21 protein-coding genes are annotated in these 23,547 nt (G+C 61.8%); 8 read left to right on the top strand and 13 right to left on the bottom strand.

All coding sequences use genetic code 11. From position 1 onward, the window contains the following. The first annotated feature begins 224 nt into the window (after positions 1–224). Entirely contained in the window at positions 225–2,939 is a 2,715-nt protein-coding gene (locus PSH87_RS19560) for a hypothetical protein (RefSeq protein WP_305430762.1), read from the top strand. Between the two features lie 121 nt (positions 2,940–3,060). Here the strand turns inward: PSH87_RS19560 and dsbG are convergent, their stop codons facing one another. The 3 genes from dsbG to dsbD are packed head-to-tail and all read right to left on the bottom strand — an operon-like array spanning position 3,061 to position 6,373. Then, positions 3,061–3,822 carry a thiol:disulfide interchange protein DsbG gene (dsbG, locus tag PSH87_RS19555; RefSeq protein WP_305430761.1) on the bottom strand — a complete coding sequence of 254 codons (762 nt, stop codon included), beginning with the start codon at positions 3,820–3,822 and terminating at the stop codon, positions 3,061–3,063. Next, entirely contained in the window at positions 3,798–4,643 is an 846-nt protein-coding gene (locus PSH87_RS19550; protein WP_305430760.1) for a TlpA disulfide reductase family protein, read from the bottom strand. Before PSH87_RS19550 ends, dsbG begins: the two co-directional genes overlap by 25 nt. Continuing rightward, on the bottom strand, positions 4,643–6,373 hold the full coding sequence (gene dsbD / locus PSH87_RS19545) for a protein-disulfide reductase DsbD (protein ID WP_305430759.1): 1,731 nt from the start codon (positions 6,371–6,373) through the stop codon (positions 4,643–4,645). Before dsbD ends, PSH87_RS19550 begins: the two co-directional genes overlap by 1 nt. Before the next feature lie 175 nt (positions 6,374–6,548). On the opposite strand from dsbD, the gene PSH87_RS19540 reads away from it, so the two are divergent. The 5 genes from PSH87_RS19540 (at position 6,549) to PSH87_RS19520 (ending at position 11,386) form a co-directional block, all read left to right on the top strand. Beyond that, positions 6,549–7,229: a response regulator gene (locus PSH87_RS19540; RefSeq protein ID WP_017737527.1), complete on the top strand. Its 681-nt coding sequence runs from the start codon at positions 6,549–6,551 to the stop codon at positions 7,227–7,229. Continuing rightward, positions 7,226–8,548: an ATP-binding protein gene (locus PSH87_RS19535; RefSeq protein WP_305430758.1), complete on the top strand. Its 1,323-nt coding sequence runs from the start codon at positions 7,226–7,228 to the stop codon at positions 8,546–8,548. Before PSH87_RS19540 ends, PSH87_RS19535 begins: the two co-directional genes overlap by 4 nt. 122 nt (positions 8,549–8,670) lie before the next feature. Further along, positions 8,671–9,438, top strand: a complete 768-nt coding sequence (locus PSH87_RS19530) for an N-acetylmuramoyl-L-alanine amidase (RefSeq protein ID WP_017737529.1) — start codon at positions 8,671–8,673, stop codon at positions 9,436–9,438. Between the two features lie 246 nt (positions 9,439–9,684). Beyond that, positions 9,685–11,079 (top strand): aspartate aminotransferase family protein, encoded by a 1,395-nt coding sequence (locus PSH87_RS19525; protein ID WP_305430757.1) that lies wholly within the window; start codon positions 9,685–9,687, stop codon positions 11,077–11,079. 82 nt (positions 11,080–11,161) lie between these two features. Then, positions 11,162–11,386, top strand: a complete 225-nt coding sequence (locus PSH87_RS19520) for an MbtH family protein (protein ID WP_017737531.1) — start codon at positions 11,162–11,164, stop codon at positions 11,384–11,386. A gap of 124 nt (positions 11,387–11,510) precedes the next feature. Here the strand turns inward: PSH87_RS19520 and PSH87_RS19515 are convergent, their stop codons facing one another. The 7 genes from PSH87_RS19515 to minC form a co-directional block, all read right to left on the bottom strand. Continuing rightward, positions 11,511–13,679, bottom strand: a complete 2,169-nt coding sequence (locus PSH87_RS19515; protein WP_305430755.1) for a mechanosensitive ion channel family protein — start codon at positions 13,677–13,679, stop codon at positions 11,511–11,513. A 52-nt stretch (positions 13,680–13,731) separates the two neighbouring features. Further along, a complete protein-coding gene (locus PSH87_RS19510) occupies positions 13,732–13,908 on the bottom strand; it encodes a hypothetical protein (RefSeq protein WP_010208820.1) in 177 nt (58 codons plus the stop codon). A gap of 191 nt (positions 13,909–14,099) precedes the next feature. Beyond that, the gene (locus tag PSH87_RS19505; protein ID WP_017737533.1) at positions 14,100–15,389 is read right to left on the bottom strand and encodes a M18 family aminopeptidase; all 1,290 of its coding nucleotides are present in this window, start codon (positions 15,387–15,389) and stop codon (positions 14,100–14,102) included. 195 nt (positions 15,390–15,584) lie between these two features. Continuing rightward, a complete protein-coding gene (locus tag PSH87_RS19500; protein ID WP_017737534.1) occupies positions 15,585–16,220 on the bottom strand; it encodes an RluA family pseudouridine synthase in 636 nt (211 codons plus the stop codon). Between the two features lie 96 nt (positions 16,221–16,316). Next, the gene (gene minE, locus PSH87_RS19495; protein ID WP_003175252.1) at positions 16,317–16,571 is read right to left on the bottom strand and encodes a cell division topological specificity factor MinE; all 255 of its coding nucleotides are present in this window, start codon (positions 16,569–16,571) and stop codon (positions 16,317–16,319) included. Between the two features lie 3 nt (positions 16,572–16,574). Then, the gene (gene minD, locus PSH87_RS19490; protein WP_017737535.1) at positions 16,575–17,387 is read right to left on the bottom strand and encodes a septum site-determining protein MinD; all 813 of its coding nucleotides are present in this window, start codon (positions 17,385–17,387) and stop codon (positions 16,575–16,577) included. A 200-nt stretch (positions 17,388–17,587) separates the two neighbouring features. Then, a complete protein-coding gene (gene minC / locus PSH87_RS19485) occupies positions 17,588–18,325 on the bottom strand; it encodes a septum site-determining protein MinC (RefSeq protein WP_026136878.1) in 738 nt (245 codons plus the stop codon). A gap of 119 nt (positions 18,326–18,444) precedes the next feature. Between minC and PSH87_RS19480 the strand changes: the two genes are divergently transcribed. Beyond that, on the top strand, positions 18,445–19,380 hold the full coding sequence (locus tag PSH87_RS19480) for a lipid A biosynthesis lauroyl acyltransferase (RefSeq protein ID WP_305430751.1): 936 nt from the start codon (positions 18,445–18,447) through the stop codon (positions 19,378–19,380). Between the two features lie 142 nt (positions 19,381–19,522). Further along, on the top strand, positions 19,523–20,665 hold the full coding sequence (locus PSH87_RS19475; RefSeq protein WP_017737538.1) for a patatin-like phospholipase family protein: 1,143 nt from the start codon (positions 19,523–19,525) through the stop codon (positions 20,663–20,665). A 114-nt stretch (positions 20,666–20,779) separates the two neighbouring features. Here the strand turns inward: PSH87_RS19475 and PSH87_RS19470 are convergent, their stop codons facing one another. The 3 genes from PSH87_RS19470 to PSH87_RS19460 are packed head-to-tail and all read right to left on the bottom strand — an operon-like array spanning position 20,780 to position 23,349. After that, a complete protein-coding gene (locus PSH87_RS19470; protein WP_124529478.1) occupies positions 20,780–21,565 on the bottom strand; it encodes an outer membrane protein OmpK in 786 nt (261 codons plus the stop codon). Then, positions 21,562–21,957: a hypothetical protein gene (locus PSH87_RS19465; protein ID WP_157356524.1), complete on the bottom strand. Its 396-nt coding sequence runs from the start codon at positions 21,955–21,957 to the stop codon at positions 21,562–21,564. The genes PSH87_RS19470 and PSH87_RS19465 overlap by 4 nt, the downstream gene beginning before the upstream one ends. A 45-nt stretch (positions 21,958–22,002) precedes the next feature. Next, a complete protein-coding gene (locus PSH87_RS19460; protein ID WP_017737540.1) occupies positions 22,003–23,349 on the bottom strand; it encodes a nucleobase:cation symporter-2 family protein in 1,347 nt (448 codons plus the stop codon). Between the last annotated feature and the right edge of the window lie 198 nt (positions 23,350–23,547).

Raw genomic sequence — 23,547 nt, 5'->3', positions numbered from 1 at the left:
GCCCGCTCCCACAGGTTGATCGCACTCCAATGTGGGAGCGGGCTTGCCCGCGATGGCGTCAGTCCAGGCGCCGCCATTTCCGTTGGTCAGGTATCGCCCGGGTATGCATCGGAACTGTCAATTCTGACAGTAGGCAGCCACACCCCAGAAGGATTAGATAACCCTGTTTATCGGCCCACAAGTGCGGGCCAGCGGGTTATCTATTCTTGAAAGGGAGCATCATCATGGCTAAACCGAAAACACCCAAAAAGCCCGCTGGGGCTGCTTCAGCACCTGCCTTGCCGCCTGTGTCCAAGGGCGCGGCGCCGGTCAAGGTTCCCGTGGTGCGTGCTCAACTCCCGCTGCCGCAGGTCCGAAACGCGACGGCCAACAGCACGTTGCCGCCGATGAGTTCCACGGCGGGTACGGATGTGATCATCACTGCCGCCATCGCCGCAGGTGCGCACATCCAGGTGTCCTGGGCGATCAAGGGCCAGGAGGCCAATCCGGTATTCACCGCGCCCGCGCAAGGCACTGGCAGCGCCGGTGTCCAGGTGCCGGTGCCGGCCTGGGTGATTGGTTTGTGCATCGGCCATACGGTGACTATTTGGTATGAAAGTGGCAATGATCAGTCGCTGAAGTTGGAGTTGACGGTCGAAGTGATCGATCCCGACGACATGCCGGCGCCTACATTCCTGGACCTGGTGTTCTTCCAGGGTTCCTGGTGGCTGGACATGGCCAAGTTTCCTGGCAATGCCCACGTGCAATTGTGCGGTTGGCCGTTCATTGCCGCCGGGCAGCGGTTGTGGGTCGAGGCCGTTGGCAACGAGCACCTGACGCCTCGGCGTTTTCATTGGGTTCTTGAAGACCATGTGGTGACCTCCGAAGAGGCACAGCAAGGCTACTGTTTCCTGTTGGAGATTCTGCGCGAGTGGTTGGCTGCAAACGAAGATTGGTCGTCGGTGACGCTGCATTCTGGCGTCATATTCGATGGTACGCATGGTACCGCGCCGGAAGATCCCAGCATTTCCCATATCCCGGCCAATGCCCATGAAATCCCGCGCGTTACGGCGAACCTGCGGCTGGGGGAACCGGAACTCATACTGTCGCCGCCCAAGCTGCGCGAAGCGGTCTATATCGAAGGCAAAGACTGGGTGCTCAACCCGGCACTCACCGTCGACGGCGGTCATGTCGAGGTGGTGTATGACGGTATGACGCGCGGTGATCACGTGTGCGTGAAATTCGAAGGAACACCGGGCCTGGGTTCGCCGGTGCTGGCCTGCCAAGACGTGCAGGACGGCGAGAGCAAACTGGTGTTCCCAGTGCCTGCGTCAGCGATCAGTGCCAACTTCGACCGCCCGGTGCTTATCTCTTTTACAGTCCTGCGCGAGCGCTGGTGGCCTTCGCCGAAGTTGACGGTTCAAGTCCTTGAACCTACCGGCTTGAGCGGGATCGACGTTGACGAAAAAACCGACGGCAAGTTGTGCCTCAACACCTTTCCCGGTGATGCGACGGCCAGAGTGGCCACCTGGGATTACATCGCGCGGGGACAAAGGTGCTGGATGTGGATTGTCGCAACGCGTGAGGACGGCAGCGTGTTTCGCTGGGACGTACTGATTGCCGAATTGGTCAAGCCCGAGTGGATAACAGACGGCGTCAGCGCAGTGCTGAGTCGTGATGAGCTGAAAAAACTGGCCGATTGCCTGGTCTTTGAGATTTATTTTGCGACGAACTTCCAAGGCCTGGCGGATTTGGCTGGCGCTATAGCGTTTCGGCCACTGGCCTTGCAAATGATCCAGGAAGACCTGGTGCTGCCGGCGCCCAAGGTGCTTGAGGCGGTCGGCGATCACCTGACGGTCTGGAATGGCCGTGAGGGTGTGACGGTGCGGGTGGAATATGACGGCATGAGCCGCCATCACACCATCACGCCGTGCTGGGAACAGGCGGGTGTGTGCCTGGCGCTCGCGTCAAAACCGGGGAACATCACACTGGGCTATGTCGATTTTGATGTGCCGCGTGAGGCGGTTATTCACGGTATTGGCAAGACGGTGCCAATTCGCTTCAGCGTTTCCAGCCGGTGCAGGCAGCAGATTTCTGCGGATCTTGAGTTGCAGATCAGTCCACCCGTGCGATTGCCCACGCCAGTAGTGCCTCAAGCTACACCGCCGGCGGTTAAAGGAGGCATTCTGGATCTGGCGACATTTGTGGATGACGCATCAGTCTTCGTTCTGCATTGGTGGTTTGCGCTGGCAGGGCAGTGGGTTTGGCTGAAATGCATGGGTACAAAAAAAGACGGAAGCGCCTATACGTTCTATGTGTTGCCGGGCAGGGCACTCACGCAAGAAGAAGCTGCGAGCGGCCTGGCAGTGCCAATTCGTCGCGCGGACCTTGAACAGTTAAAACATGGTTCGTCGCTGGACGTCATCTGCATTGCTGCGACTGATGACCGTAAACATGAGAGCAATGGCATAGTTTTTCCGCTGCTGAACTTGCTTATCAACACGGTGCTCGTCTGTAAGCTGGAAGAGTTTGAAGATCAACCGCCGCATGTTTATCCCGCTGGCGGTACCCTTGAGACTCCCCTGGTGACCATCGACTTCCTCTCAGGTTCAGGTACGGCGGGTATCGCGCGATACCACAACAATGCGTTTGCGTCGGGTAATCATTACACCGTGTGCGATAAAACGGATCACCAGCTTCCAGCGCAGATCCACCGTTTTACATTCGCACATGCTTTGGAGTCTGTGGAGCTAAGCTGTACTTCTTTGCAGCGCCCGGCCACGTTTACGTTTTATGACGCGCTTGGCGAGGTCATTAAAGTGGTGGCGGATCCCGGTAAAACGCCGGGTGGTTTCTGGGTTCGGTGTGCTGCACTCGCTGGAGGCAGCATTGCGTCGATGGTGCTTGAAGTTCAAGACTGGGCGTTCGTTGATAAGATCAAGACCTGTTATCGCGCATAACGTGGGTGGTTCGCTGGCACGGCGAAACAGCGTCGATCGGCTTCAATGTGTTCAGCCAGTGCCAACAAACAACTCGGCAGATGGATAGAAGAAAGGCCTCTCGCGTACGAGAGGCCTCTTTTCATTTGGGCCCGAGTATTTTCCCCAACTTCTCCGGCGACGGCGCCCCTTGCTGTTGCTGCAACCCACCCTTGTCATCCAGATAGAAAATCGCCGGTGTTGCCGACAACTCCAGCTCATCCATCAACTTCATATTCCCATCCAGCTTGGCCTCGATATTCGCCGGGATCTTTGCCAGCGCCTGCAACTTGCTGCCCTTGCCGGCGGCTTCGTGTTCTTCCAGGGCCTTTTGCGGGTCTTTGGCGGCAAACAACGCGGCGGATTTGGCCGCGCTGTCTTCGCGGATGATGCCGACCATAATGTGGCGCAACTGCACCTTGCCGGCCTTGACCCATGGCCGCGCCTGTTCCCAGAACATGTTGCAGTACGGGCAGTTGGGGTCGCTGAACAGGTAGACGATGCGCGGTGCGTTGACGTCGCCGTCCTGGATCCAGCTGCTTTTTTCCATCTTGGCCCAGACTTCCTTGGCCATGGGCGCGTACACCAGTTTTTCCAGGGGCGCGCTGCTCAGGTCGTTGCCTTGGGCGTCGTACAGGTTGCCGGCGAGCACGTTTTTGCCGTCGGCGGTCAGGTACAGGGCCATGCCGCGGTTCTGGTATTGCGCGGCGTAGCCGGTGAGGCCGCTGGGGGCGTCGAACTTGCCGAGGATCTTGGCGCCCTTGGCTTCGATCTGTTTGATCGGCGCCGGCCAGTCTTCGGCCTGGGCCAGGGTGGCCGCGAGTGTCAGCGGCAGCAGGGTCAGCAGGTGGCGGAGGCTTGGCATGTGGGTTTCCTTTGTGGGGCGGTGTCGAAGGGTTCCATGGCACGGGCCAGGCTGGCTTGGGACAGTTCACCGAGGTGGCTGTTGAGCAGGCGTCCGTCGGCGCTGTAGAACAGCGTAGTCGGCAAGGCCATCGAGCCCACGGCCTGGCCGAGGCGGCCGCTGGCGTCGAAGAGCACGTTGTCGAGGGTCAGGCCCTGGGTGGCGAGGTAGGTGCTGACGCTTTGCATGCTTTCGGCCTGGTTGACGAACAGGAAGGTCACGTCGGGGCGTTGGCGCTGCGCGCGTTCCAGCACCGGCATTTCCCGGCGGCACGGCGGGCACCAGGTGGCCCACAGGTTGATCACCAGCGGGCCGCCCTTGTAATCGGCCAGTTGCACCGTTTCGCCGCTGGCGTTGCGCAGGGTGATGTCCGGCAGTTGTGCGCCCTTGTCGTACAGGCTCAGGGACAAACTGGTCAGCCCCCAGAACACCAGGCCGCTGATCACACCGGCGCCCAGCGGCGTGCGCAGGGCCGGACGGCGCCAGCCGTACGCCAGCGCGCCGAGGACCAGGGCGATAATGCCGGGCCAGGCGAGGAATCCACCGTCACGCAGATCCACCATCAGCAGCGGGTCGTGGCTGTAGTCGTTCCAGTACATCAGCACAAAACTGAGCCGCGCCACCAGCATGCCCAGCAGGAACAGGCTGAACAGCACCGATTCCGGGTTCTCACCGCCACGCTTGGCCACGCGCCACCCCACCAGGGTGGCGAGAATCAGCGCGCTGATCAGCAGGAGGTGATTCAGGGCGATGGCGAAGGTGCCGATGGTCAGGGTCAACATCAGAGGGCGTCTCGGGTTTGCGTCCAGCGTTGCAGGAAGGCGGCGGCATCCACTTCGCCGGTGATGCGTTGGGCGCGGCGTTCTTCACCGTCCGGGCCGATCCACACGAAGCTCGGCGGGCCGGGCACTTTGTAGCGGCCGAGCAGTTCGCGGCTGGCGGCGTTGTCGGCGGTGACGTCCAGGCGCAGCAGGCGCACGTCTTTCAGCGCGGCCATTACTTCGGGTTTGCCGAATACCTGTTTTTCCATGATTTTGCAGGACACGCACCAGTCGGCGTAGTAGTCCACCAGCACCCACTGGCCCTGGGCCTTGGCGCTGTCGAGTTGGCTTTGCAGCACGGCGGGATCGCTGATGGTCATGAACGCGTCGTGGGCGCTGGGTGCAGCCGCCACCGGCGAGCCGCCATAGACCTTCAGCGGTTGCCACAGGTCATCGCTGCCACCGGCGGCGCCCACCACCAGCACTGTGCCCCACAGGCCCAGGACCAGGGAGCCGGCGCCGAACACCTTGGCGGCCAGGCCGTATTCGCGGGCCAGGGTCCAGCCGCAGTAGGCCATGACCAGCGCCAGTGCGCCCCACAGGCCGAGCCACAGGCTGGCATCGATCACCGGGCGGATCATCAGCACGGCGCTGCCGAGGAACAGGAAGCCGAAGATGCCCTTGACCAGGTTCATCCAGCTGCCGGACTTGGGCAGCACACCGTTGCCCAGGGTGACGAGCAACAGCAGCGGTACACCAATGCCGATGCCGAGGGTGAACAGCGCGAGGCCACCGAACACCACGTCGCCGGTCTGGCCGATATACAGCAGCAGGCCCGCCAGGGGCGCCGTCATGCAGGGACCCACCACCAGGGCGGAGAGGGCGCCGAGGATGCCGGCCCCGACCATGCTGCCGCCGCTTTGCTGGCGGCTGAGGTTGTCCAGGCGATCACGCAGGAAGGCCGGCAGTTGCAGCTCGAAGAAGCCGAACATGGGCAGCGCCAGCAACACAAACAGCGTCGCGATGGAACCGAGCACCCAGGGTTGCTGCAGCCACGCCTGCAAGTTGGCGCCCAGCAGGGCCGCCACCACGCCCAGTGCGGCATACACCAGGGCCATGCACACCACGTAGCTGCCGGCGAGGGCAAAGCCGCGTCGCGGGCTGGCACCACTGCCTACCACCAGGCCGGCGAGGATCGGCAACATGGGCAATGAACAGGGCATGAACGCCAGGCCGAGGCCGAGCGCGAAAATTGCCAGCAAGCTCCAGAACAGGTTCCGTTCACTGAGGAAACTGGCGATTTTCTGGTCGTCGGCCGTACCGCTACTCACCGCTGGCGTGGCCGGCCCACCCAGGTCCACTGTCATCGACTGCGGCGGGTAGCACAGGCCCGCATCGGCACAGCCTTGCCAGCCCAGCTTGACCTTGCCGGTGACACCGGCGGGAATTTTCACTTCCAGGCCCTGGCGATACACTTGCTGTTCGCCGAAGAACTCATCGCTATGGGCTTCACCTTGCGGCAGCACCGGCTTCTCGGCCAGGCCGTCGAACTTCATGCGCTGCTGGTACAGGTAGTAACCGTCGGCAATCTGCCAATACAGTTGGGTCTCACCGCTTTCCAGGCGCTCGGAGGTAAAGGTGAAGGCCTTGGCCACCGGGAGAAAGTCGGGTTTTGTCTCAAACGGATTGCCCGGCGCGGCCTGGGCGAACCCCGCGAACAACACCAGCAGAAAGATAAACAGATGCCGCATGGTCAAGCCTTAGTTCGATGCAAGTGAGGCACACAATGTGTGGCGTTGATTAACCGATGATTAACCGGCGCTATTCTAGAGTGTAGGGAATCGCTGAGCATGGATCTTTTAGCGGCATAATCTGCACTTAATCGGCTGCACGTTTAATCACGCCATCTTTCATGAAGGGTTCAGCATGCACGTACTGGTCTGCGAAGACGACGATCTGATCGCCAGCGGCATCGTGGCCGGCCTCACCGCCCAGGGTTTTACCGTGGAGCGCGTGGGCACGGCGGCGGCTGCACGGGCCATGCTCAAGGCGGCGACGTTCGACATCATGGTGCTCGACCTCGGCTTGCCGGACGAAGATGGCCTCAAGTTGTTGCAGCAACTGCGCAGCCAGGGCCTGGAGATTCCGGTGCTGATCCTTACCGCACGGGATTCCGTGACCAACCGCGTCGACGGCCTGCAAGCCGGTGCCGACGACTACCTGCTCAAGCCCTTCGACCTGCGCGAACTGGCCGCGCGCCTGCAAACCCTGTTGCGGCGCATGGCCGGGCGCAGCGTCAACCTGATCGAGCATGGCCGCCTGGCCTACGACCCAAGCAGTCGCGAGACCTTTCTGGGTGGCGAGCCGGTGGACCTGTCCCGCCGCGAGCAGGCGTTGCTGCAAGCCCTGCTGCACAACAAGGGCCGCGTGTTGTCCAGCGAGCAGCTCAAGGACAGCGTCTACGGCTTCAATGACGAACTGGAAAGCAACGCGTTGAACGTGCATATCCACCACCTGCGCCGCAAGTTGGGCAACGGCATCGTCGAGACCGTGCGCGGCCTCGGCTACCGCCTGGGCCCGGCGGATGGCGGAGAGGACGCGTCGTGAAAAGCCTGCGCCTGCGCCTGACGTTCAAGCTGGGCGCCGCCTTTGTGTTGATCTGGGCCCTGGCGGCGGCCTGGATGCTCAACGACCTGCGCAACCAGATGATGTTCTCCCTCGACCAGCGTCTGGTGGCCTCGGCGCGCATGGTCGCCGGGCTGATGGAAGAGATGCCGGGCCTGGCCAGTTCCAGCGTGGGCAAGCATTTTGGCGCCAAGCCCCTGAATGTGCCGGGCGGCATGGCCTGCCAGGTCAGTTCGTTGCGCGGTGAAGTATTGGCCCGCAGCCACACCACCCCGGACGAGGGCCTGGAATCCATGCGCAGCGGCTTTCGTGACCAGGTTATCGACGGCGCGGCGTGGCGCAGTTTCACCTTGTCCCGTGGCGACTTGTTGATCACCACCGCTGACCGTCAGGTGGAGCGTGAAGCGTTGAACCTGTCGATCCTGCTCGCCGCTTCGGTGCCGGTGGGCGTGGCGATGCTCGGTTGCCTGTGCCTGTTGTGGCTTGGGATCGGCCAGAGCCTGGTGCCGCTCAACCGCATGCGTGACGCGCTGATGCGGCGCAGTGCCGACTCCCTGGAACCGTTGCAGATCCATCCGCTGCCCAGCGAACTCAAGCCGCTGCTCGACACCCAGAACCAACTGTTCCAGCGTATCGCCAAGGCCATCGAACGCGAGCGCCGCCTCACCGGCGACGCGGCCCATGAACTGCGCAGCCCGCTGACAGCCATCAAGACCCACCTGCAAGTGGCCCGCATGACCGACGGCGCCGCTCGCGACCAGTCCCTGGCCCATGCCGAGGAGGGCGCCGACCGCCTGCATCGGACCCTGGAGCAACTGCTGTTGCTGGCGCGGGTGGAAGGCAGCCTGTCGTTTGACGACGGTTTGCAATCCAGCGCCGAGCAAGTCGCGCGACTGGCCATCCAGGACGCCAACGCCGGCGACAACGGGCGCATCGACCTGACCCTGGCGGACAACCTCGTCGACACCCCGGTGGAAATGCCGGTGGGCCTGGCGGTCGCGGCCCTGCGCAACCTGCTGGATAACGCCTTGCGCCACACACCCGCCGATACACGCGTAGAGCTGAACGTATTCACCGACGCCGAGCATGTGGTGTTCCGCGTGCGTGACCACGGCAAGCAGATCTCCAGCGAGGACCTGCAATACCTCACCCAGCGTTTCTGGCGCAATGGCAACAGCGAAGGCTGCGGCCTGGGCCTGGCGATCGTGCAGGCGATCGTGCAGCGCTGCTCTTGCTCGTTGAAGTTCGACAGCAGGGCCGATGGCCTGCGTGTCGAATTGGGCATGCCGCTGCGGCGCTGAGCTTTTCTTTCAAGTCCCAAATAATTACCGCCCGCCTGGCATTCAACCCTTCAGGATGGCGGTAATTTTTTTGCGTTTGAACGGGCTGAATGATTCGGCCTGGACTGAAAAGGACAGCTTTCATGTTGGTGATCGATACCAGTTTTCCCTCCAAGGATTTCAATCAACGCAACGGCGAGACCGTGCGCCAACTGATCCTGCATTACACCGCCGCGCCCTTTGGCTCATCCCTGCGCACCCTGACGCGCGATGGCGTGAGCGCGCACTATCTGGTGCCCGACCCGGATGAGCCCAGCTACCGCGCCGCCGGTTATGAGGAGTTGCGCGCATTCCGCCTGGTGGACGAAGGCCAGCGCGCCTGGCATGCCGGCGTCAGCCAGTGGGGCGGTCGGGACAACCTCAATAGCCGCGCGATTGGCATCGAAATCGTCAACCTGGCGCGGGATGACGGTGGCGTGTTCACTTTTCCTGCGTACGCTGAGGAACAGATCGATGTATTGATCGCGCTGGTGCGCGACATTCTTGGCCGTTACCCGCAGATCGGCCCGAGCGACATCCTCGGGCATTCGGACGTGGCGTACTGGCGCAAAAGTGATCCCGGCCCGCGCCTGCCGTGGCAGCGCCTGCATGAGGCGGGGATCGGCGCCTGGTTCGATGAGTCGACGCGGGCAATGTACCAGCGCCGGTTTTGCCTCGGCTTGCCGCCGGAGGTCGAGGTGGAGCGGGCGTTTCAGCGTTACGGCTATAAGCCTGCGCAGAACCGGCGGGCGTTTGAACAGCGCACGCGGGCGTTCCAGATGCACTTTCGGCCGCGGGATTATGGCGGGTTCCTGGATGCGCAGACCTGCGCGATCTTGTATGCCCTGAACGAAAAGTACCGCAGCCTCTGACCGCATACACGTCGCTTGTGCCGAACTCGGTCCAAATGTGGGAGCTGGCTTGCCTGCGATAGCGGTCGATCAGCGAAGAACTCTTAATCTGACACACCGCTATCGCAGGCAAGCCAGCTCCCACAGTTTGGATTTGTGTCTGCCTGGGGGATGTCATTGCCCACTCTGGCTTTTTAGCGACCACAGGCCTAAATCCTCCCCCCGCTGGTGCGTTTCCAGAACAGGAATCAGATGAGGGATCGAGTAATGTCCGTCGCTATCAGCCATATCGAAGACACCCCGCTTCACGAAACGCTCTACCAGTTCGACGATTCTCCGTTGCTGGCCCGCCAGCGCCAGCAGGAATCCAACGCCCGCAGTTACCCGCGGCGCATTCCCCTGGCGCTCAAGCGGGCCAAGGGCATCTACGTTGAAGACGTGGAAGGCCGCAGTTTCATCGACTGCCTGGCCGGCGCCGGCACCCTCGCGCTGGGGCATAACCACCCGGTGGTGATTGCGGCGATCCAGCAAGTGTTGAGCGACGAGTTGCCGTTGCACACCCTGGACCTGACCACGCCGGTCAAGGACCAGTTTGTGCAGGACCTGTTCGGCCTGCTGCCGCCAGAGCTGGCGCAGCAAGCGAAAATCCAGTTCTGCGGGCCCACCGGCACGGATGCGGTGGAAGCCGCGTTGAAGCTGGTGCGCACGGCCACCGGACGCAGCACGGTGCTGTCGTTCCAGGGCGGCTACCACGGCATGAGCCAGGGCGCCTTGAGCCTGATGGGCAGCCTGGGGCCGAAAAAGCCCTTGGGTGCGTTGCTCAGCAATGGCGTGCAATTCCTGCCATACCCTTACGACTACCGTTGTCCGTTCGGCCTGGGTGGCGCGGAGGGGGTGCGGGTCAACCTGCATTACCTGGAAAACCTGCTGAACGACCCGGAAGCCGGGGTATTGCTGCCAGCGGCGGTGATTGTCGAAGTGGTGCAGGGCGAGGGCGGCGTGATCCCGGCCGATCTTGACTGGCTGCGCGGCCTGCGCCGCATCACCGAGAGCGCCGGCGTGGCGTTGATCGTCGATGAAATCCAGAGTGGTTTTGGTCGCACCGGCAAAATGTTCGCCTTTGAACACGCCGGCATCATCCCGGATGTGGTGGTGATGTCCAAGGCCATCGGCGGCAGCCTGCCGCTGGCGGTGGTGGTGTACCGCGACTGGCTCGACACCTGGCTGCCGGGCGCGCATGCCGGGACGTTCCGGGGTAATCAGATGGCCATGGCGGCAGGTTCGGCGGTGATGCGCTACCTCAAGGAGCACGACCTGGCCGGCCATGCCGCCGCCATGGGCGAGCGCCTGGGTGAACACCTGCGCATCCTGCAACGCGACTTTCCGCAGTTGGGGGATATTCGCGGGCGTGGGCTGATGCTGGGTGTGGAGTTGGTCGACCCGCAAGGCGCCGTCGATAGCCAGGGCCACCCGCCGGTGCATCGCCAACTGGCACCGCTGGTGCAGCGCGAATGCCTCAAGCGCGGCCTGATCCTGGAGCTGGGCGGGCGCCATGGCAGTGTGGTGCGCTTCCTGCCGCCACTGGTGATCACCGCTGTTGAAGTGGACCGGGTGGCCGAAATCTTCGGCCGCGCCTTGGGCGCAGCGGTCGCCAGCCTCTAATTTTTCTGCGGCTCTGTACGTTTCTACAGATATCAGCGCTGCGCGTGGTGCGCAGCCAGCCTTTTAGCGATGGAGAACAGCAATGACCTCAGTATTTGACCGCGACGACATCCTGTTTCAGGTAGTGGTCAACCATGAAGAGCAGTATTCCATCTGGCCCGATTACAAAGCCGTGCCGGAAGGCTGGCGCACCGTGGGCAAGAGCGGCTTGAAGAAAGAGTGCCTGGCCTATATCGAAGAGACTTGGACCGATATGCGCCCGTTGAGCCTGCGCCAGAAAATGGATGGTGCTGCGATCGCAGGCTGAGTGACGCCGCAGATCAAATGTGGGAGCTGGCTTGCCTGCGATAGCGGTGGGCCAGCCCCACATTTCTTACTGATAGACCGCTATCGCAGGCAAGCCAGCTCCCACATTAAGATTGCGTTGCCTGTTAGGTATTTTTCTCTTTCTCCAGCCCGCCCGACGCCCCCGTCACCACCTGCACACTCAAGCGCGGCGTAGCCAGATCCAACCCCGCTTCATCCAGATGCCGCTTCAGCGACAGGTTGAACGCCCGCGACACTTCCCACTGCTTGATCGGCGCCGTCTTGAACCGTGCGCGCAGGATCGCGCTGCCCGACTCAAAACTCTCCACCCCCTGAATCTCCAATGGCGACCAGATATTGCGGCGTTGCAGCGGGTCGTTGCGCATCTTCTGGCCGACATCGCGCATCAGCTTGATCGCGTCGTCGATTTCCATGTTGTACGGGATCGCCACCCGGAAGATCGCGTAGCCGAACTCCCGCGAGTAGTTCTTGATGCTCTTGATTTCGCTGAACGGAATGGTGTGCACGATGCCGTCGATATCGCGCAGGCGCACGGTGCGGATGGTCAGGCCCTCGACGGTGCCGAGGTGGCCGCCGACGTCCACGTAGTCGTCGATGGCCAGGGAGTCTTCGATGATGATGAACAGGCCGGTGATCAAGTCCGCCACCAGCGACTGTGCGCCAAAGCCGATGGCCAGGCCGATCACACCGGCACCGGCCAGCAGCGGCGTGACGTTCATGCCCATGTTCGCCAGGGCGACGATGGCGGCGATGATAAAGATGGTCACGAACAGCACGTTGCGGATCAGCGGCATCATGGTCTGCGCCCGCGCATTCGCCAGGCCTTTGCGCGAGCGGGTGAGGGCGTGGTGGATCGCGGTGTCGCTGAGGATCCAGATCAGCCACGCAAACAGCAACGTGCCGGCCAGGCCGAACAGCTTGACGCTGATTTCATGGCCGTCGCCTTCGGTAAAGCGAATCAGCGACAGGCCCCACACCCGCAGGCCCAGTTCGATAAACACCAGCCACACCACCAAGTGGGCCAGGGTGTAGACAAAGCTTTTCAGGCGTTCGGAATACAGCGCATGACGCTTGTGCCCGCGTTGAGGCTTGAGCGCGTGACGCCGCACCAGGCCGTTGATCACCATGCACAGCACCAGCAACACCGTGCACAACAGGGATTGGCGCAAGGCGGTACTGGTGTCGCCGGCGGAGACAAAGGTGGCGAACAGCGAGATGCCCACCAGCAGCAAGGCCGGGATGTACCAGAAGGAACCGATGATCTCGATGGTGTCGCTCAGGGCGCGGCGCGTAAGGCGGCGCGACAGCGGCTGGTTGCGGATCAGGTGGGCAATCGGCCGGCGGAAACGCAGGATAAACACGCCGGTGGACAACGCCGCCATCACATTGGCAACGGTGGCCGCCGCGTGGGACAGGTGCTGGCCCAGGGCCTGGACCAGCCGTGGGTCGCTCAAGGCTTCACCGAAGGCGGCAAAGCTGCCGATCCACCACAACGGGCGGAAGGCCTGGTGGCGCAGGATATACAGGGCACGATGGCGGTGCGGGCCGTCGAGTACCGAAAACGCAATCACGCAGATCGCCGAGAAACAGGTGCCGACCACCAGCGCATAGGCCAGCACCATCGCCAGGGATTTGCCCAGGGACGACGGCAGCACGTAGCTCAGGTACACCGTGATCACCAACGCGATCAGCCATGGCCCCAGTTTGCGCAGGGCGAAGCGCACCATGTCCCAGGTGCGTGGGTGTTGCGGCAGCTCTTCGGGCAGGCCGAAACGCTCGCGCACGCGGTGGCTGAGCCAGATCAGCGCATAGGCCAGCAGGCTCCACACCGCCAGGATCAAGGCAAAGCCGAAAATGATCGGCAGCCATTCGTTGGCCGGCAGCAGCAGGGCGCTGAATTCATCCTTGGCTTGCTCGAATTCATCGGACCAGCGCCCCAACGGGCTGTCGGCCCCGGAAAACTGCGCTTCCAGATTGGCCAGCGTGCCGCCGATCAACCCCAGCACGCCTTCTTCGGCGGCGGGCTGGGCTTTTTGCGTGGCGGCGCGCAGTTTTTTCAGATCGCTCAGCAGCTGGGTGCGCTGCTGGTCGTTTTCCAGGGTCTTGATCACCTCGTCCAGCGACTGGCCGAGCGGCACTTCGGCCTGGGGCTGGGCTTTGTTGCCGCTGCCGAGCAAGCCGGGCAGGCCCACGGCGTGGGCAGGCGCGAGCGGCAGCAAGGTGAGCAGGGCGATGAGCAGGTAGCAGGGCAGGGCAAGCAGGCGGGAGAACACTAGGCGGTCAACCTTGAACACGACGGGTTGACCGAGTGTACGAGGGCAGGGGTCATTCGGCCAGTTTGGCGAGGATTTTGTACACCACGGTGCCGAGGATCAGCAGCATGCCGATCCACATGCCGAACACGCCAAGGGGCTTGTCGCGAAAGTTGAAGCCCACGGCCAGCATGATCATGCCGATCAGGATCGGGATAAGCATGGCGTGGAAGGAGGACATGGAGATCATGGTGCGACGGCCTTGTCGGAGTGGGAATACTGACAAGTCTAGGTCGGATTGCGGGAAATGGTGTTGATGTGTGTCAGATAGCCTTGGGGTGTTCGGGAGATCGCCATCGCAGGCAAGCCAGCTCCCACATTTGAATGTGTTCACAAATCAAATGTGGGAGCTGGCTTGCCTGCGATGGCCGCGCCGCGGTCTCAGGGCAGATCGCGACTGGCGTAGAACGCCCCCAACACCTTCACCAGATGCGCCAGGTCATGGCTGCCGCACAGCTCGCGAATGGAATGCATGGCAAACGTCGGCAAGCCGATGTCCACGGTGCGCACGCCCAGGTGGCTGGCGGTGATCGGGCCGATGGTCGAGCCGCAGCCCATGTCGCTGCGCACCACGAAGCTCTGCACCGGCACTTCTTCGGCCATGCACAGGTGGCGGAAGAACCCGGCGGTTTCGCTGTTGGTGGCGTAGCGCTGGTTGCTGTTGACCTTGATCACCGGCCCGGCGTTGAGCTTGGGACCGTGGTTGGCGTCGTGCTTCTCAGCGTAGTTCGGGTGCACACCGTGGGCGTTATCCGCAGAGACCAGAAGGGATTTCTGAATGGTTCGTACGAATTCATCCCCTTCCGGCAGCAGGCGGCGCAGGGTCTGTTCCAGCATCGGACCATCGGCGCCACAGGCCGAGCAGGAGCCGACCTCTTCGTGGTCGTTGCACACCAGCACGCAGGTTTCATCGGTTTCGCTGGTGAGCAAGGCTTGCAGGCCGGCGTAGCACGACAACAGGTTGTCGAGGCGCGCGCCGGCGATGAAGTCGCCATTGAGGCCGATCACCGCCGCGCTTTGTGTGTCGTAGAAACTCAGCTCGTAGTCGAGCACCACGTCGGCATTCAGCCCGTGTTCGCGGGCCAACTGCTCGGTAAGCACGGCGCGGAAGTCCACGCGCTCGTCGCCGGCAAATTGCGCGAGGATCGGCGGCAGCTCGGTCTGCGCATTGATCGCCCAACCCTGGTTGGCTTCACGGTTCAGGTGGATGGCCAGGTTGGGAATGATGGCAATGGGCAGCTTGAAGTCGATCAGTTGGCTTTCGACCTTGCCGTCGCGGCGGAAGGTCACGCGACCGGCCAGGGACAGGTCGCGGTCAAACCACGGCGCCAGCAGCGCGCCGCCGTAGACTTCGACGCCCAACTGCCAGAAGCCCTGGCGTTGCAGCTCGGGCTGGGGCTTGACCCGCAGGCACGGGCTGTCGGTGTGGGCGCCGACCAGGCGGATACCGCCCTGCAACGGCGAGTGACGGCCGAGCTTGAAGGCGATGATCGAGGAGTCGTTGCGGGTCACGTAATAGCGCCCGTTGGCCTCGGTGGCCCAGGTTTCGCGCTCGTCGAGACGCTGGTAACCCGCGGCTTCCAGGCGCTGGGCCAGGGCAGCAGTGGCATGAAAAGGAGTAGGGGAGGCCTTGAGGAAGTCGATCAGGCCTTGATTCAACGCTTCGCGCATAAATAGCTCCAGACAGCAATGCGCGGAGTTTACCGTATTGGCTCGGAATTTGGCGCGAAGCTACTTTCTTGAGCAAAACACAGAACCATTGTGGGAGCTGGCTTGCCTGCGATAGCGGTGTGTCAGGTAAAAATGTGGGGCTGATACACCGCTATCGCAGGCAAGCCAGCTCCCACATTTGATCGGATTTGCATGTCAAAAAGGTGCCGGGCACTCGAAGCGCAAACGCTCGCCGCTTTGCGGGTGGGTGAAGCTGAGCATGCTCGCGTGCAGGCACAGGCGTGGCCAGGCGGCCAGGGCTTGTTCGTGGGCATACAGGCCGTCGCCCAACAGCGGGTGGCCGATGGAAAGCATGTGCACGCGCAGTTGATGCGAACGCCCGGTAATCGGCGTCAGCTCCACACGGCACCAGTCGCCACAGCGTTCCAGCACTTTCCAGAAGGTCAGCGCGTGTTTGCCGAATTCGTGGTCCACCACATGGCGCGGCTTGGTGGGCGGGTCGTAGCGCAGGGGCAGGTCGATGCTGCCGCTGTCCAGTTCCGGTTGGCCCCAGGCCAGGGCGGTGTAGGCTTTTTCGGTTTCACGGTCGTGAAATTGGCGGGACAGTTCGCGGTGCGTGTCGGCATCGCGGGCCAGCAGGATGATCCCTGAGGTTTCCCAGTCCAGGCGATGGACGATGCGGGCTTCGGGGTAGCCGTTTTCCTGCAGGCGGGTGATCAGGCAGTCTTTGTTGTCGTCGGCGCGGCCAGGCACCGAGAGCAGCAGGGTCGGCTTGTTCACCACCAGGACAGCGTCGTCCTGATGAATGATGTGGATATTGGACAGCGGCATTAAACAGCCTCGTAACAAACGCCAACGGCGGCTCGCCCATCCGTCGCCCAAACAGGGATCAGGATGAACGAGCCGCCGTGGCGGCCGCCTGTTCGATCAACGATCAGGCAGGGTGATATTGAGTTCCAGAATCGAGCAGCTGCCGTCGTTTTCCAGGGCGACATGCACGTCATCGTTGCCGATATTGACGTACTTGCGGATCACCTCGACCAGTTCCTTCTGCAAGGCTGGCAGGTAGTCCGGCGTACTGCGTTGGCCGCGTTCGTGCGCCACGATGATCTGTAGACGCTCTTTCGCTACCGACGCGGTACTTGGCTTTTTGTTGGCGCGAAAGAAGTCGAGAAATTTCATTGTTTAGTTGCCTCCAAAGATACGCTCGAAGAATCCCTTCTTCTTTACATCGAGGAAGCGATGTTCCACGGTCTTGCCGAGCAAGCGATCAACCGCATCGCTGTACGCCTGGCCGGCGTCGCTCTGGTCATCGAGAATCACCGGCACGCCCTGGTTGGATGCCTTCAGCACGGCCTGGGATTCCGGGATCACGCCCAGCAGGGTCACTGCGAGGATGTCCTTCACGTCTTCAACACCGAGCATTTCGCCGTTGCTGACGCGCTCAGGGTTGTAACGGGTCAGGAGCAGGTGTTCCTTGATCGGGTCTTCACCCTTTTCGGCGCGCTGGGACTTGCTGGCCAGCAGGCCGAGCATGCGGTCCGAGTCACGTACCGAGGACACTTCCGGGTTGGTCACGACGATGGCTTCATCGGCGAAGTACATCGCCAGGTGAGCACCGGTCTCGATGCCGGCCGGGGAGTCGCACACCACGTATTCGAAGGTTTCCTTCAGTTCAGCGAGGACTTTGCCTACGCCTTCCTTGGTCAACGCATCTTTGTCGCGGGTCTGGCTGGCAGCCAGTACGTACAGGTTCTCAAGGCGCTTGTCCTTGATCAGGGCCTGTTGCAGGTTGGCTTCGCCGTTGACCACGTTGACGAAGTCGTACACCACGCGGCGTTCGCAGCCCATGATCAGGTCGAGGTTACGCAAACCGACGTCGAAGTCGACGATGACTGTCTTGTGGCCGCGCAGAGCGAGGCCGGTACCGATAGCGGCGCTGGTGGTGGTCTTACCCACACCACCCTTGCCGGATGTAACCACGAGAATCTTGGCCAAGGTGTTTCACCCCTAAGGAAAAAGGACTTTTCAGTCCCTGAAAAACATCTCTTGGAACTCGCCGCAGGCGGACAGCCTTTGTAGGGAAAAGACGGGTTTGCGCAGAAAAAACGCCAACCTTCAGATGTTCCTACACAAGTAATGCCAGTTTCGCTGTGCTATCAGAGTCTAGAGATGCTTGGAAAATGCGGCAGTATCCGTTAAAGACGGATGATGTTCAACACATCGCCCGACAGGCTGACTTGTACCCCGGCCCCCCACAGCGGATCACGGCGCAAATCTTCGGAAACCTTGTAACGGCCTGCGATGGACACTAGCTCAGCGGTCAATTGCTGGCAAAAAATCCGCGCCTTGGTATCACCCTTGATGCCGGCCAGGGCACGGCCACGCATCGGGCCGTATACATGGATGTTGCCATCGGCGAGAAGTTCCGCCCCTGGGCTGACCGAGGAGATCACTACAAGGTCGCTACCCTCGGCGTAAATTTGCTGCCCGCCGCGTACGGGCGAGGTGATGATCTTTGTAGGCTTGATCGTCGGTGCCGGCGGTTTTTCCGGTTTTTTCTTCTCTTCAGCGACCAATGGTTCGATTGGTCGCTCCCGCGCGCCGGACGGCGGCAGTACGGGCAGTTCAATGGCGATGGCCGCGGCAATGTCTTCGATACGGCTGGCACGAATCGCCAGGGTGCGCAGGCCATGGGAGCGGCACACGCGCATCAGGCCGGGCAGGTCGATCAGGCCCTGGCCAGCCGGGAGTTTGTCCAGGGCCAGTACCAGCGGGGCGTTATTGAAAAAGTTCGGCGCCAGGGCGACCTTGGCGGCGAGCTGGCGGTCCAGGGCGTCGAGGTCGTTGCGGGCCAGTTCCAGCACGGTAATGGCGAGCATGCTGCCTTTCAGCTGGAACACGGGATCTTGGTCTAGCGGTTCGGTTTGGCTCATGGTCGGCATAAAGCGGCTTGTCACGAAAAGTGTCGAGACTTATAACGAGAACATCCACTGGCCGCAAGCCGAGTCGAACCGTTGTAGAATGCGCGGCCCTGTCTTTACCGGAATCTGTAATGGATCGCCCGCGTTTTCGAGCTGTATTTTTTCACCCGCGTTTCTGGCTGTTATGGCTGGGGCTCGGCCTGCTGTGGCTGGTCACCCAGTTGCCCTACCGTGCGCTGTTGACCATTGGTCGCCTGCTGGGTGCGGGGATGTACCGTGTGGCCGGCGAACGCCGCCGCATCGCCGCGCGAAACCTGGAACTGTGCTTCCCGGAAAAATCCGCGAAAGAGCGTAAACATTTGCTTAAAGAAAACTTTGCCTCCACCGGCATCGCCTTCTTTGAGATGGCCATGAGCTGGTGGTGGTCGCGCCAGCGCCTGGCGCGCCTGGCCCACGTCGAAGGGCTGGAGCACCTCAAGCAGGCCCAACTGGATGGCAAGGGCGTGATCCTCATGGCCCTGCACTTCACCACCCTGGAAATCGGAGCGGCGTTGCTGGGGCAGAAGCACACCATCGATGGCATGTACCGCGAACACGGCAACCCGTTGTTCGACTATATCCAGCGCCGTGGCCGCGAGCGCCACAACCTCGACTCCCTGGCCATCGAGCGCGAAGACGTGCGCGGCATGCTCAAGCTGCTGCGCGCCGGCCGTGCGATCTGGTATGCGCCGGACCAGGACTACGGCGCCAAGCAGAGCATCTTCGTGCCGCTGTTCGGCATCCAGGCCGCCACGGTGCCGGCCACCAGCAAATTCGCCAAGTTGGGCAAGGCACTGGTGGTGCCGTTCACCCAGGAGCGCCTGGCCGACGGCAGCGGTTACCGCCTGGTGATCCATCCGCCGTTGACCGACTTCCCGGGCGAAAGTGATGAGGCCGACTGCCTGCGCATCAACCAGTGGGTCGAAGCCTCGGTACGCCAATGCCCCGAGCAGTACCTGTGGACCCACCGCCGCTTCAAGAGCCGGCCACCGGGTGAGCCCAAGCTGTACGAAAAACGCCGCCGATAAAACAGACGAACACTTGTGGCGAGGGAGTTTGCTCCCGCTGGAGTGCGAAGCGCTCCCCAGATTTTGGGGCCGCTACGCAGCCCAGCGGGAGCAAGCTCCCTCGCCACAAAAGACCGACCTTTCCCCCACATGGAGTGACGCGATGCGCCCAGCTGAACCGGTTACAGGCTTGATTCTTTCCGGCGGTGGGGCGCGAGCGGCGTATCAAGTGGGGGTGTTGGCGGCGATTGCCGAGCTATTGCCGCCAGGGGCGCCGAACCCGTTTCCGGTGATCGTCGGCACCTCGGCCGGCGCGATCAATGCCGTCAGCCTGGCCAGCGGTGCCACGGATTTCACTGCGGCGATCCAGCGCCTTACGGCCTTCTGGCAGGGCTTTCGCAGTCATCTGGTGCTACGCAGTGATTGGCCGGGGGTGATTCGCCAGGCGAGTCGCTTCTTTATTCACAGTTTGCTCGGGCTGGGCTCGCAAATGCCGGTGGCGCTGCTCAACAGCACACCGCTGAAGGCGTTGCTCAAGGACAAGCTGCACCTGGACGGCATCGACGAGGCCATCCGTAACAAGCACCTGCATGCGGTCGCGGTGACGGCCTTTGGCTATGAGTCCGGACAGGCGGTGACCTTCTACCAGGGCGGCGGCACCATCGACGCCTGGTTGCGCCATCGGCGTATCGGCGTACCGACGCAACTCTCCGTTGAGCACCTGCTGGCCAGCTCGGCGATCCCGTTGCTGTTCGCCCCGGTGAAACTCGACCACGAATACTTCGGTGATGGCGCCGTGCGGCAATCCGCGCCCATCAGCCCGGCCCTGCACCTGGGTGCCAGTCGGGTGCTGGTGGTGGGCGTCAGCGGCAACCCCCGTGGCAATGAGCCGGCTGTGCAGCGCACGTTCACCGGCCAGGAGCCGACCCTGGCGCAGATCGGCGGGCATATGCTCAACAGCACGTTCATTGACAGCCTGGAAAGTGATATCGAGTTGCTGGAACGCCTCAACCAGTTCAGCCATTTCCAGCCGGCCGACAGCGCGGCCCGTGGCCTGGCGCCGGTGGAAGTGCTGGTGATTGCGCCGAGCCAGCCCATCGACGAGATCGCGGCACGGCATCGCCAGGAATTGCCGGCAGCGTTGCGCCTGTTCTTGCGTGGGCCAGGGGCAACCAAGACGAGCGGGGCGGGGGTGTTGAGTTACTTGCTGTTCGAGGCGGGGTATTGCAGCGAGTTGATCGAGTTGGGGCGGCGGGATGCGTTGGCCAAGCGCGACGAAATCACCCGATTTCTCGGCCTTGAATAGATCTGAATGTGGGAGCTGGCTTGCCTGCGATAGCGGTGTGCCAGCCAACACATTTGGCACAGACAGATGGCTATCGCAGGCAAGCCAGCTCCCACAGGAGACTAGCAGCGCTCGTTAGAAGTGGTACTTGACCAGGAAGCTCGCCGTGTCCTGGTTGGTCTTGAATGCACCGGAATCTTCGATCCCGTACTTGTTCTTCCAGTAGTCGTATTCAAAACCGACATACAACTGCTTCGCGCCCCAGTTCATCGCCTTGCCCAGGTCATATTTGACCTGCGGGTTGAAGTGCAGGTTGGCGTGGTAAGTGCCACGGGCGTTCTTGTCGTTGTCCACCACCCAATCCATAAAGCCATCGATCAGGATGTCGGAGTTGCCCACTGGCAGGGTGTAGGCCCATACCGGGGTGATCTGCCAGACGCCATCGCCCGGGCGGTTGCCTTCGGTCTGGCGCTGGTAGAAGTTCAACTGGAAGTAGTCGAAGCCCGGCACGTTCAAGTCAAAGCCAGGGCCGAACAGGTACGACTCGTTGTCGCCTTCGCCGAACTCGTAAGTAAAGGCCAGCAGCACGTCCTTGATCGGGCCAAAGGACAGGTCTTGATTAAAGATCTTGCCGAACGACAGGCGTGGACTGATTTCGCCGTAGTAAGTACTCGGGCCGACGTTGCCGTCTTCCTTGCCGTTGTAAAAGATGCGGTCGACAAACAGGAAGTTGTCGCCGTACTTCCAGGCATCGGCATGTTCGAACGTGACGGTTTGCTGGATCTGCGGGTTGACGGTGAAGTTCTTGCCCCACAAGTAGGTCAGGCTGTTGTTTTGCCATTGCAGCAGGTCACCGGCCACGGCTTGGCCACCGGCCAGCAGGGATCCCGCCAGCATCAGGCCTTTGAACATAGGTTTCATTCGGTTGCTCCCGAGTTAAAGTTTTGTGGTTTTTCTTCTACGCAGGCGCTCTGGTGTGGCGCCTTTTGGTTCGCTGCAAAAATCGTCTGTTCGGTCAGCTTTAATGCTTTTAGCAAGAGCTGCGCCAAGGTGTTTAAAAAGCCAAAAAATCCCCGTCGGCTGCATGAGATGCAGTCGAATTCAGAGGACGTTTGCGCACTTTGGCAGCAGACATTAGGCCGGGATAAGTTGGCCTTGCAGTCAGCTTTTACATTCGCTGTTTTTTTTTGAGTCGATTCGAGCGGGCGCGGAGAATACTGGCTCCAAAGCCTTGGCTCAAGTGCGCTGTTAAAGAGCGCGTGGGGCGAGAATGGGGCACGGCTTGTGGCCGGCCCCGGGTGAATGGCGTGCATGTCGGTGTTCCCTGTCTGTTTTTGTTTTTGTAATGAACGAAGGAATCAATGCGAGTGGGCGACTTCCGGGCGTTCCGCGCCGCCGAGGATGTTGAACAGCACATTCAGCGACAACGCGCTGAGGGTGGCCATGGCGATGCCACTGTGGGTAATCGGGCTCATCCACAGCGGCAGTTGCGCGAAGAACTCCGGGCGTACTACCGGGATCAGGCCCATGCCGATACTTACCGCCACCAGCAACTGGTTGCGGCGGTCGGCGATGTCGGCTTCCTGGAGGATCTTGATTCCGGTCGCGGCCACCATGCCGAACATGGCAATCGCCGCACCGCCGAGCACTGCCGGCGGAATCGACGCCACCAGGTACGCGGCTTTCGGCAGCAGGCTGAGCACGATCAGGAACGCGCCAGCCATGATCGTCACCGAACGGCAACGCACGCCGGTCATCTGCACCAGGCCGATATTTTGCGCAAAGGACGAGTGGGTAAAGGTGTTGAAGAACCCGGCCACAAACGAGGCGCCGGCATCACACAACAGGCCACGGCGGAGCATTTTCGGGGTGACGTCCTGGCCGGTGATCTTGCCCAGGGCGAGAAACATCCCGGTGGACTCGACAAAGATGATCACCACCACCAGGCACATCGACAGGATGGGCGCCAACTCGAATTTGGGCATGCCGAAGTGCAACGGTGTCACCACCTGCACCCACGGCGCCTGGGCCAGGCCGCTGAGGTCGACCATGCCGAGCAGGCCGCACAGCACGTAGCCCAGGCCCATACCGATCAGCACCGAGATGTTCACCCAGAAACCGCGCATGAAACGGTTGATCAGCAGGATGGTGCCCAGTACCAGCGCGGCAATCGCCAGGTAGATCGGCGAGCCGAAGGTGGCCGCTGCGCTGCCGCCGCCGGCCCAGTTTACGGCCACTGGAAACAGCGACAGGCCGATGGCCGTAATCACGGTGCCGGTGACCAGGGGCGGGAAGAAGCGCACCACCTTGGACATGAACGGCGCGATGATCATGCCGAAGAACCCGGCGGCGATGGTCGCGCCGAAGATCCCCTGCAAGCCGATACCGGGCATGCCGGCCATGGCCACCATGCTGCCGACGGCGGCGAAACTGGCGCCCATCATCACTGGCATGCGAATGCCCACCGGGCCGATGCCGAATGACTGCACCATGGTGGCGATACCGGCCACCAGCAGGTCGGCGTTGATCAGAAAAGCGATTTCTTCACGGCTCAGGCCGGCGGCCTGGCCAATGATCAGGGGCACGGCGACGGCGCCGCCGTACATCAGCAAGACGTGTTGCAGGCCTACCAGAATCAGTTGCAAGAGGGGCAGCCGCACCATGGCGGGTGCGGCAGGAATCTGCGGTTCGGCTAACTCGGTCATGCAACACCTCGGATCTTTTTTATTGTTGTGTTGTTTGGCATTCAATTGCCGGGTGGAACTCAATCTACAAACTTGCACGGTGCCAACTGTGGGAGTTGGCTTATGTGGGAGCTGGCTTGCCTGCGATGCAGGCACCTCGGTGTATCAGGTCGACCGAGGTGATGCCATCGCAGGCAAGCCAGCTCCCACACAAGTCCT

Origin of the sequence: Pseudomonas sp. FP453 (assembly GCF_030687495.1) — a bacterium.
Classification (GTDB): Bacteria; Pseudomonadota; Gammaproteobacteria; order Pseudomonadales; family Pseudomonadaceae; genus Aquipseudomonas.
The sequence above is the reverse complement of the archived record's forward strand: the minus strand, read 5'-3'. Positions and strand labels throughout refer to the sequence as shown.

Excerpts from the sequence above, each read along its gene's own strand:
- minC (WP_026136878.1), bottom strand. The coding sequence starts at position 18,325 with ATGAGCCAAACCGAACCGCTAGACCAAGATCCCGTGTTCCAGCTGAAA.
- PSH87_RS19465 (WP_157356524.1), bottom strand. The coding sequence starts at position 21,957 with ATGCACGCCATTCACCCGGGGCCGGCCACAAGCCGTGCCCCATTCTCG.
- PSH87_RS19540 (WP_017737527.1), top strand. The coding sequence starts at position 6,549 with ATGCACGTACTGGTCTGCGAAGACGACGATCTGATCGCCAGCGGCATC.
- PSH87_RS19530 (WP_017737529.1), top strand. The coding sequence starts at position 8,671 with ATGTTGGTGATCGATACCAGTTTTCCCTCCAAGGATTTCAATCAACGC.
- minE (WP_003175252.1), bottom strand. The coding sequence starts at position 16,571 with ATGAAATTTCTCGACTTCTTTCGCGCCAACAAAAAGCCAAGTACCGCG.
- PSH87_RS19505 (WP_017737533.1), bottom strand. The coding sequence starts at position 15,389 with ATGCGCGAAGCGTTGAATCAAGGCCTGATCGACTTCCTCAAGGCCTCC.
- PSH87_RS19560 (WP_305430762.1), top strand. The coding sequence starts at position 225 with ATGGCTAAACCGAAAACACCCAAAAAGCCCGCTGGGGCTGCTTCAGCA.
- PSH87_RS19550 (WP_305430760.1), bottom strand. The coding sequence starts at position 4,643 with ATGTTGACCCTGACCATCGGCACCTTCGCCATCGCCCTGAATCACCTC.
- PSH87_RS19500 (WP_017737534.1), bottom strand. The coding sequence starts at position 16,220 with ATGCCGCTGTCCAATATCCACATCATTCATCAGGACGACGCTGTCCTG.
- PSH87_RS19520 (WP_017737531.1), top strand. The coding sequence starts at position 11,162 with ATGACCTCAGTATTTGACCGCGACGACATCCTGTTTCAGGTAGTGGTC.
- PSH87_RS19460 (WP_017737540.1), bottom strand. The coding sequence starts at position 23,349 with ATGACCGAGTTAGCCGAACCGCAGATTCCTGCCGCACCCGCCATGGTG.
- PSH87_RS19525 (WP_305430757.1), top strand. The coding sequence starts at position 9,685 with ATGTCCGTCGCTATCAGCCATATCGAAGACACCCCGCTTCACGAAACG.
- PSH87_RS19475 (WP_017737538.1), top strand. The coding sequence starts at position 19,523 with ATGCGCCCAGCTGAACCGGTTACAGGCTTGATTCTTTCCGGCGGTGGG.
- PSH87_RS19480 (WP_305430751.1), top strand. The coding sequence starts at position 18,445 with ATGGATCGCCCGCGTTTTCGAGCTGTATTTTTTCACCCGCGTTTCTGG.
- PSH87_RS19510 (WP_010208820.1), bottom strand. The coding sequence starts at position 13,908 with ATGATCTCCATGTCCTCCTTCCACGCCATGCTTATCCCGATCCTGATC.
- dsbG (WP_305430761.1), bottom strand. The coding sequence starts at position 3,822 with ATGCCAAGCCTCCGCCACCTGCTGACCCTGCTGCCGCTGACACTCGCG.
- PSH87_RS19470 (WP_124529478.1), bottom strand. The coding sequence starts at position 21,565 with ATGAAACCTATGTTCAAAGGCCTGATGCTGGCGGGATCCCTGCTGGCC.
- dsbD (WP_305430759.1), bottom strand. The coding sequence starts at position 6,373 with ATGCGGCATCTGTTTATCTTTCTGCTGGTGTTGTTCGCGGGGTTCGCC.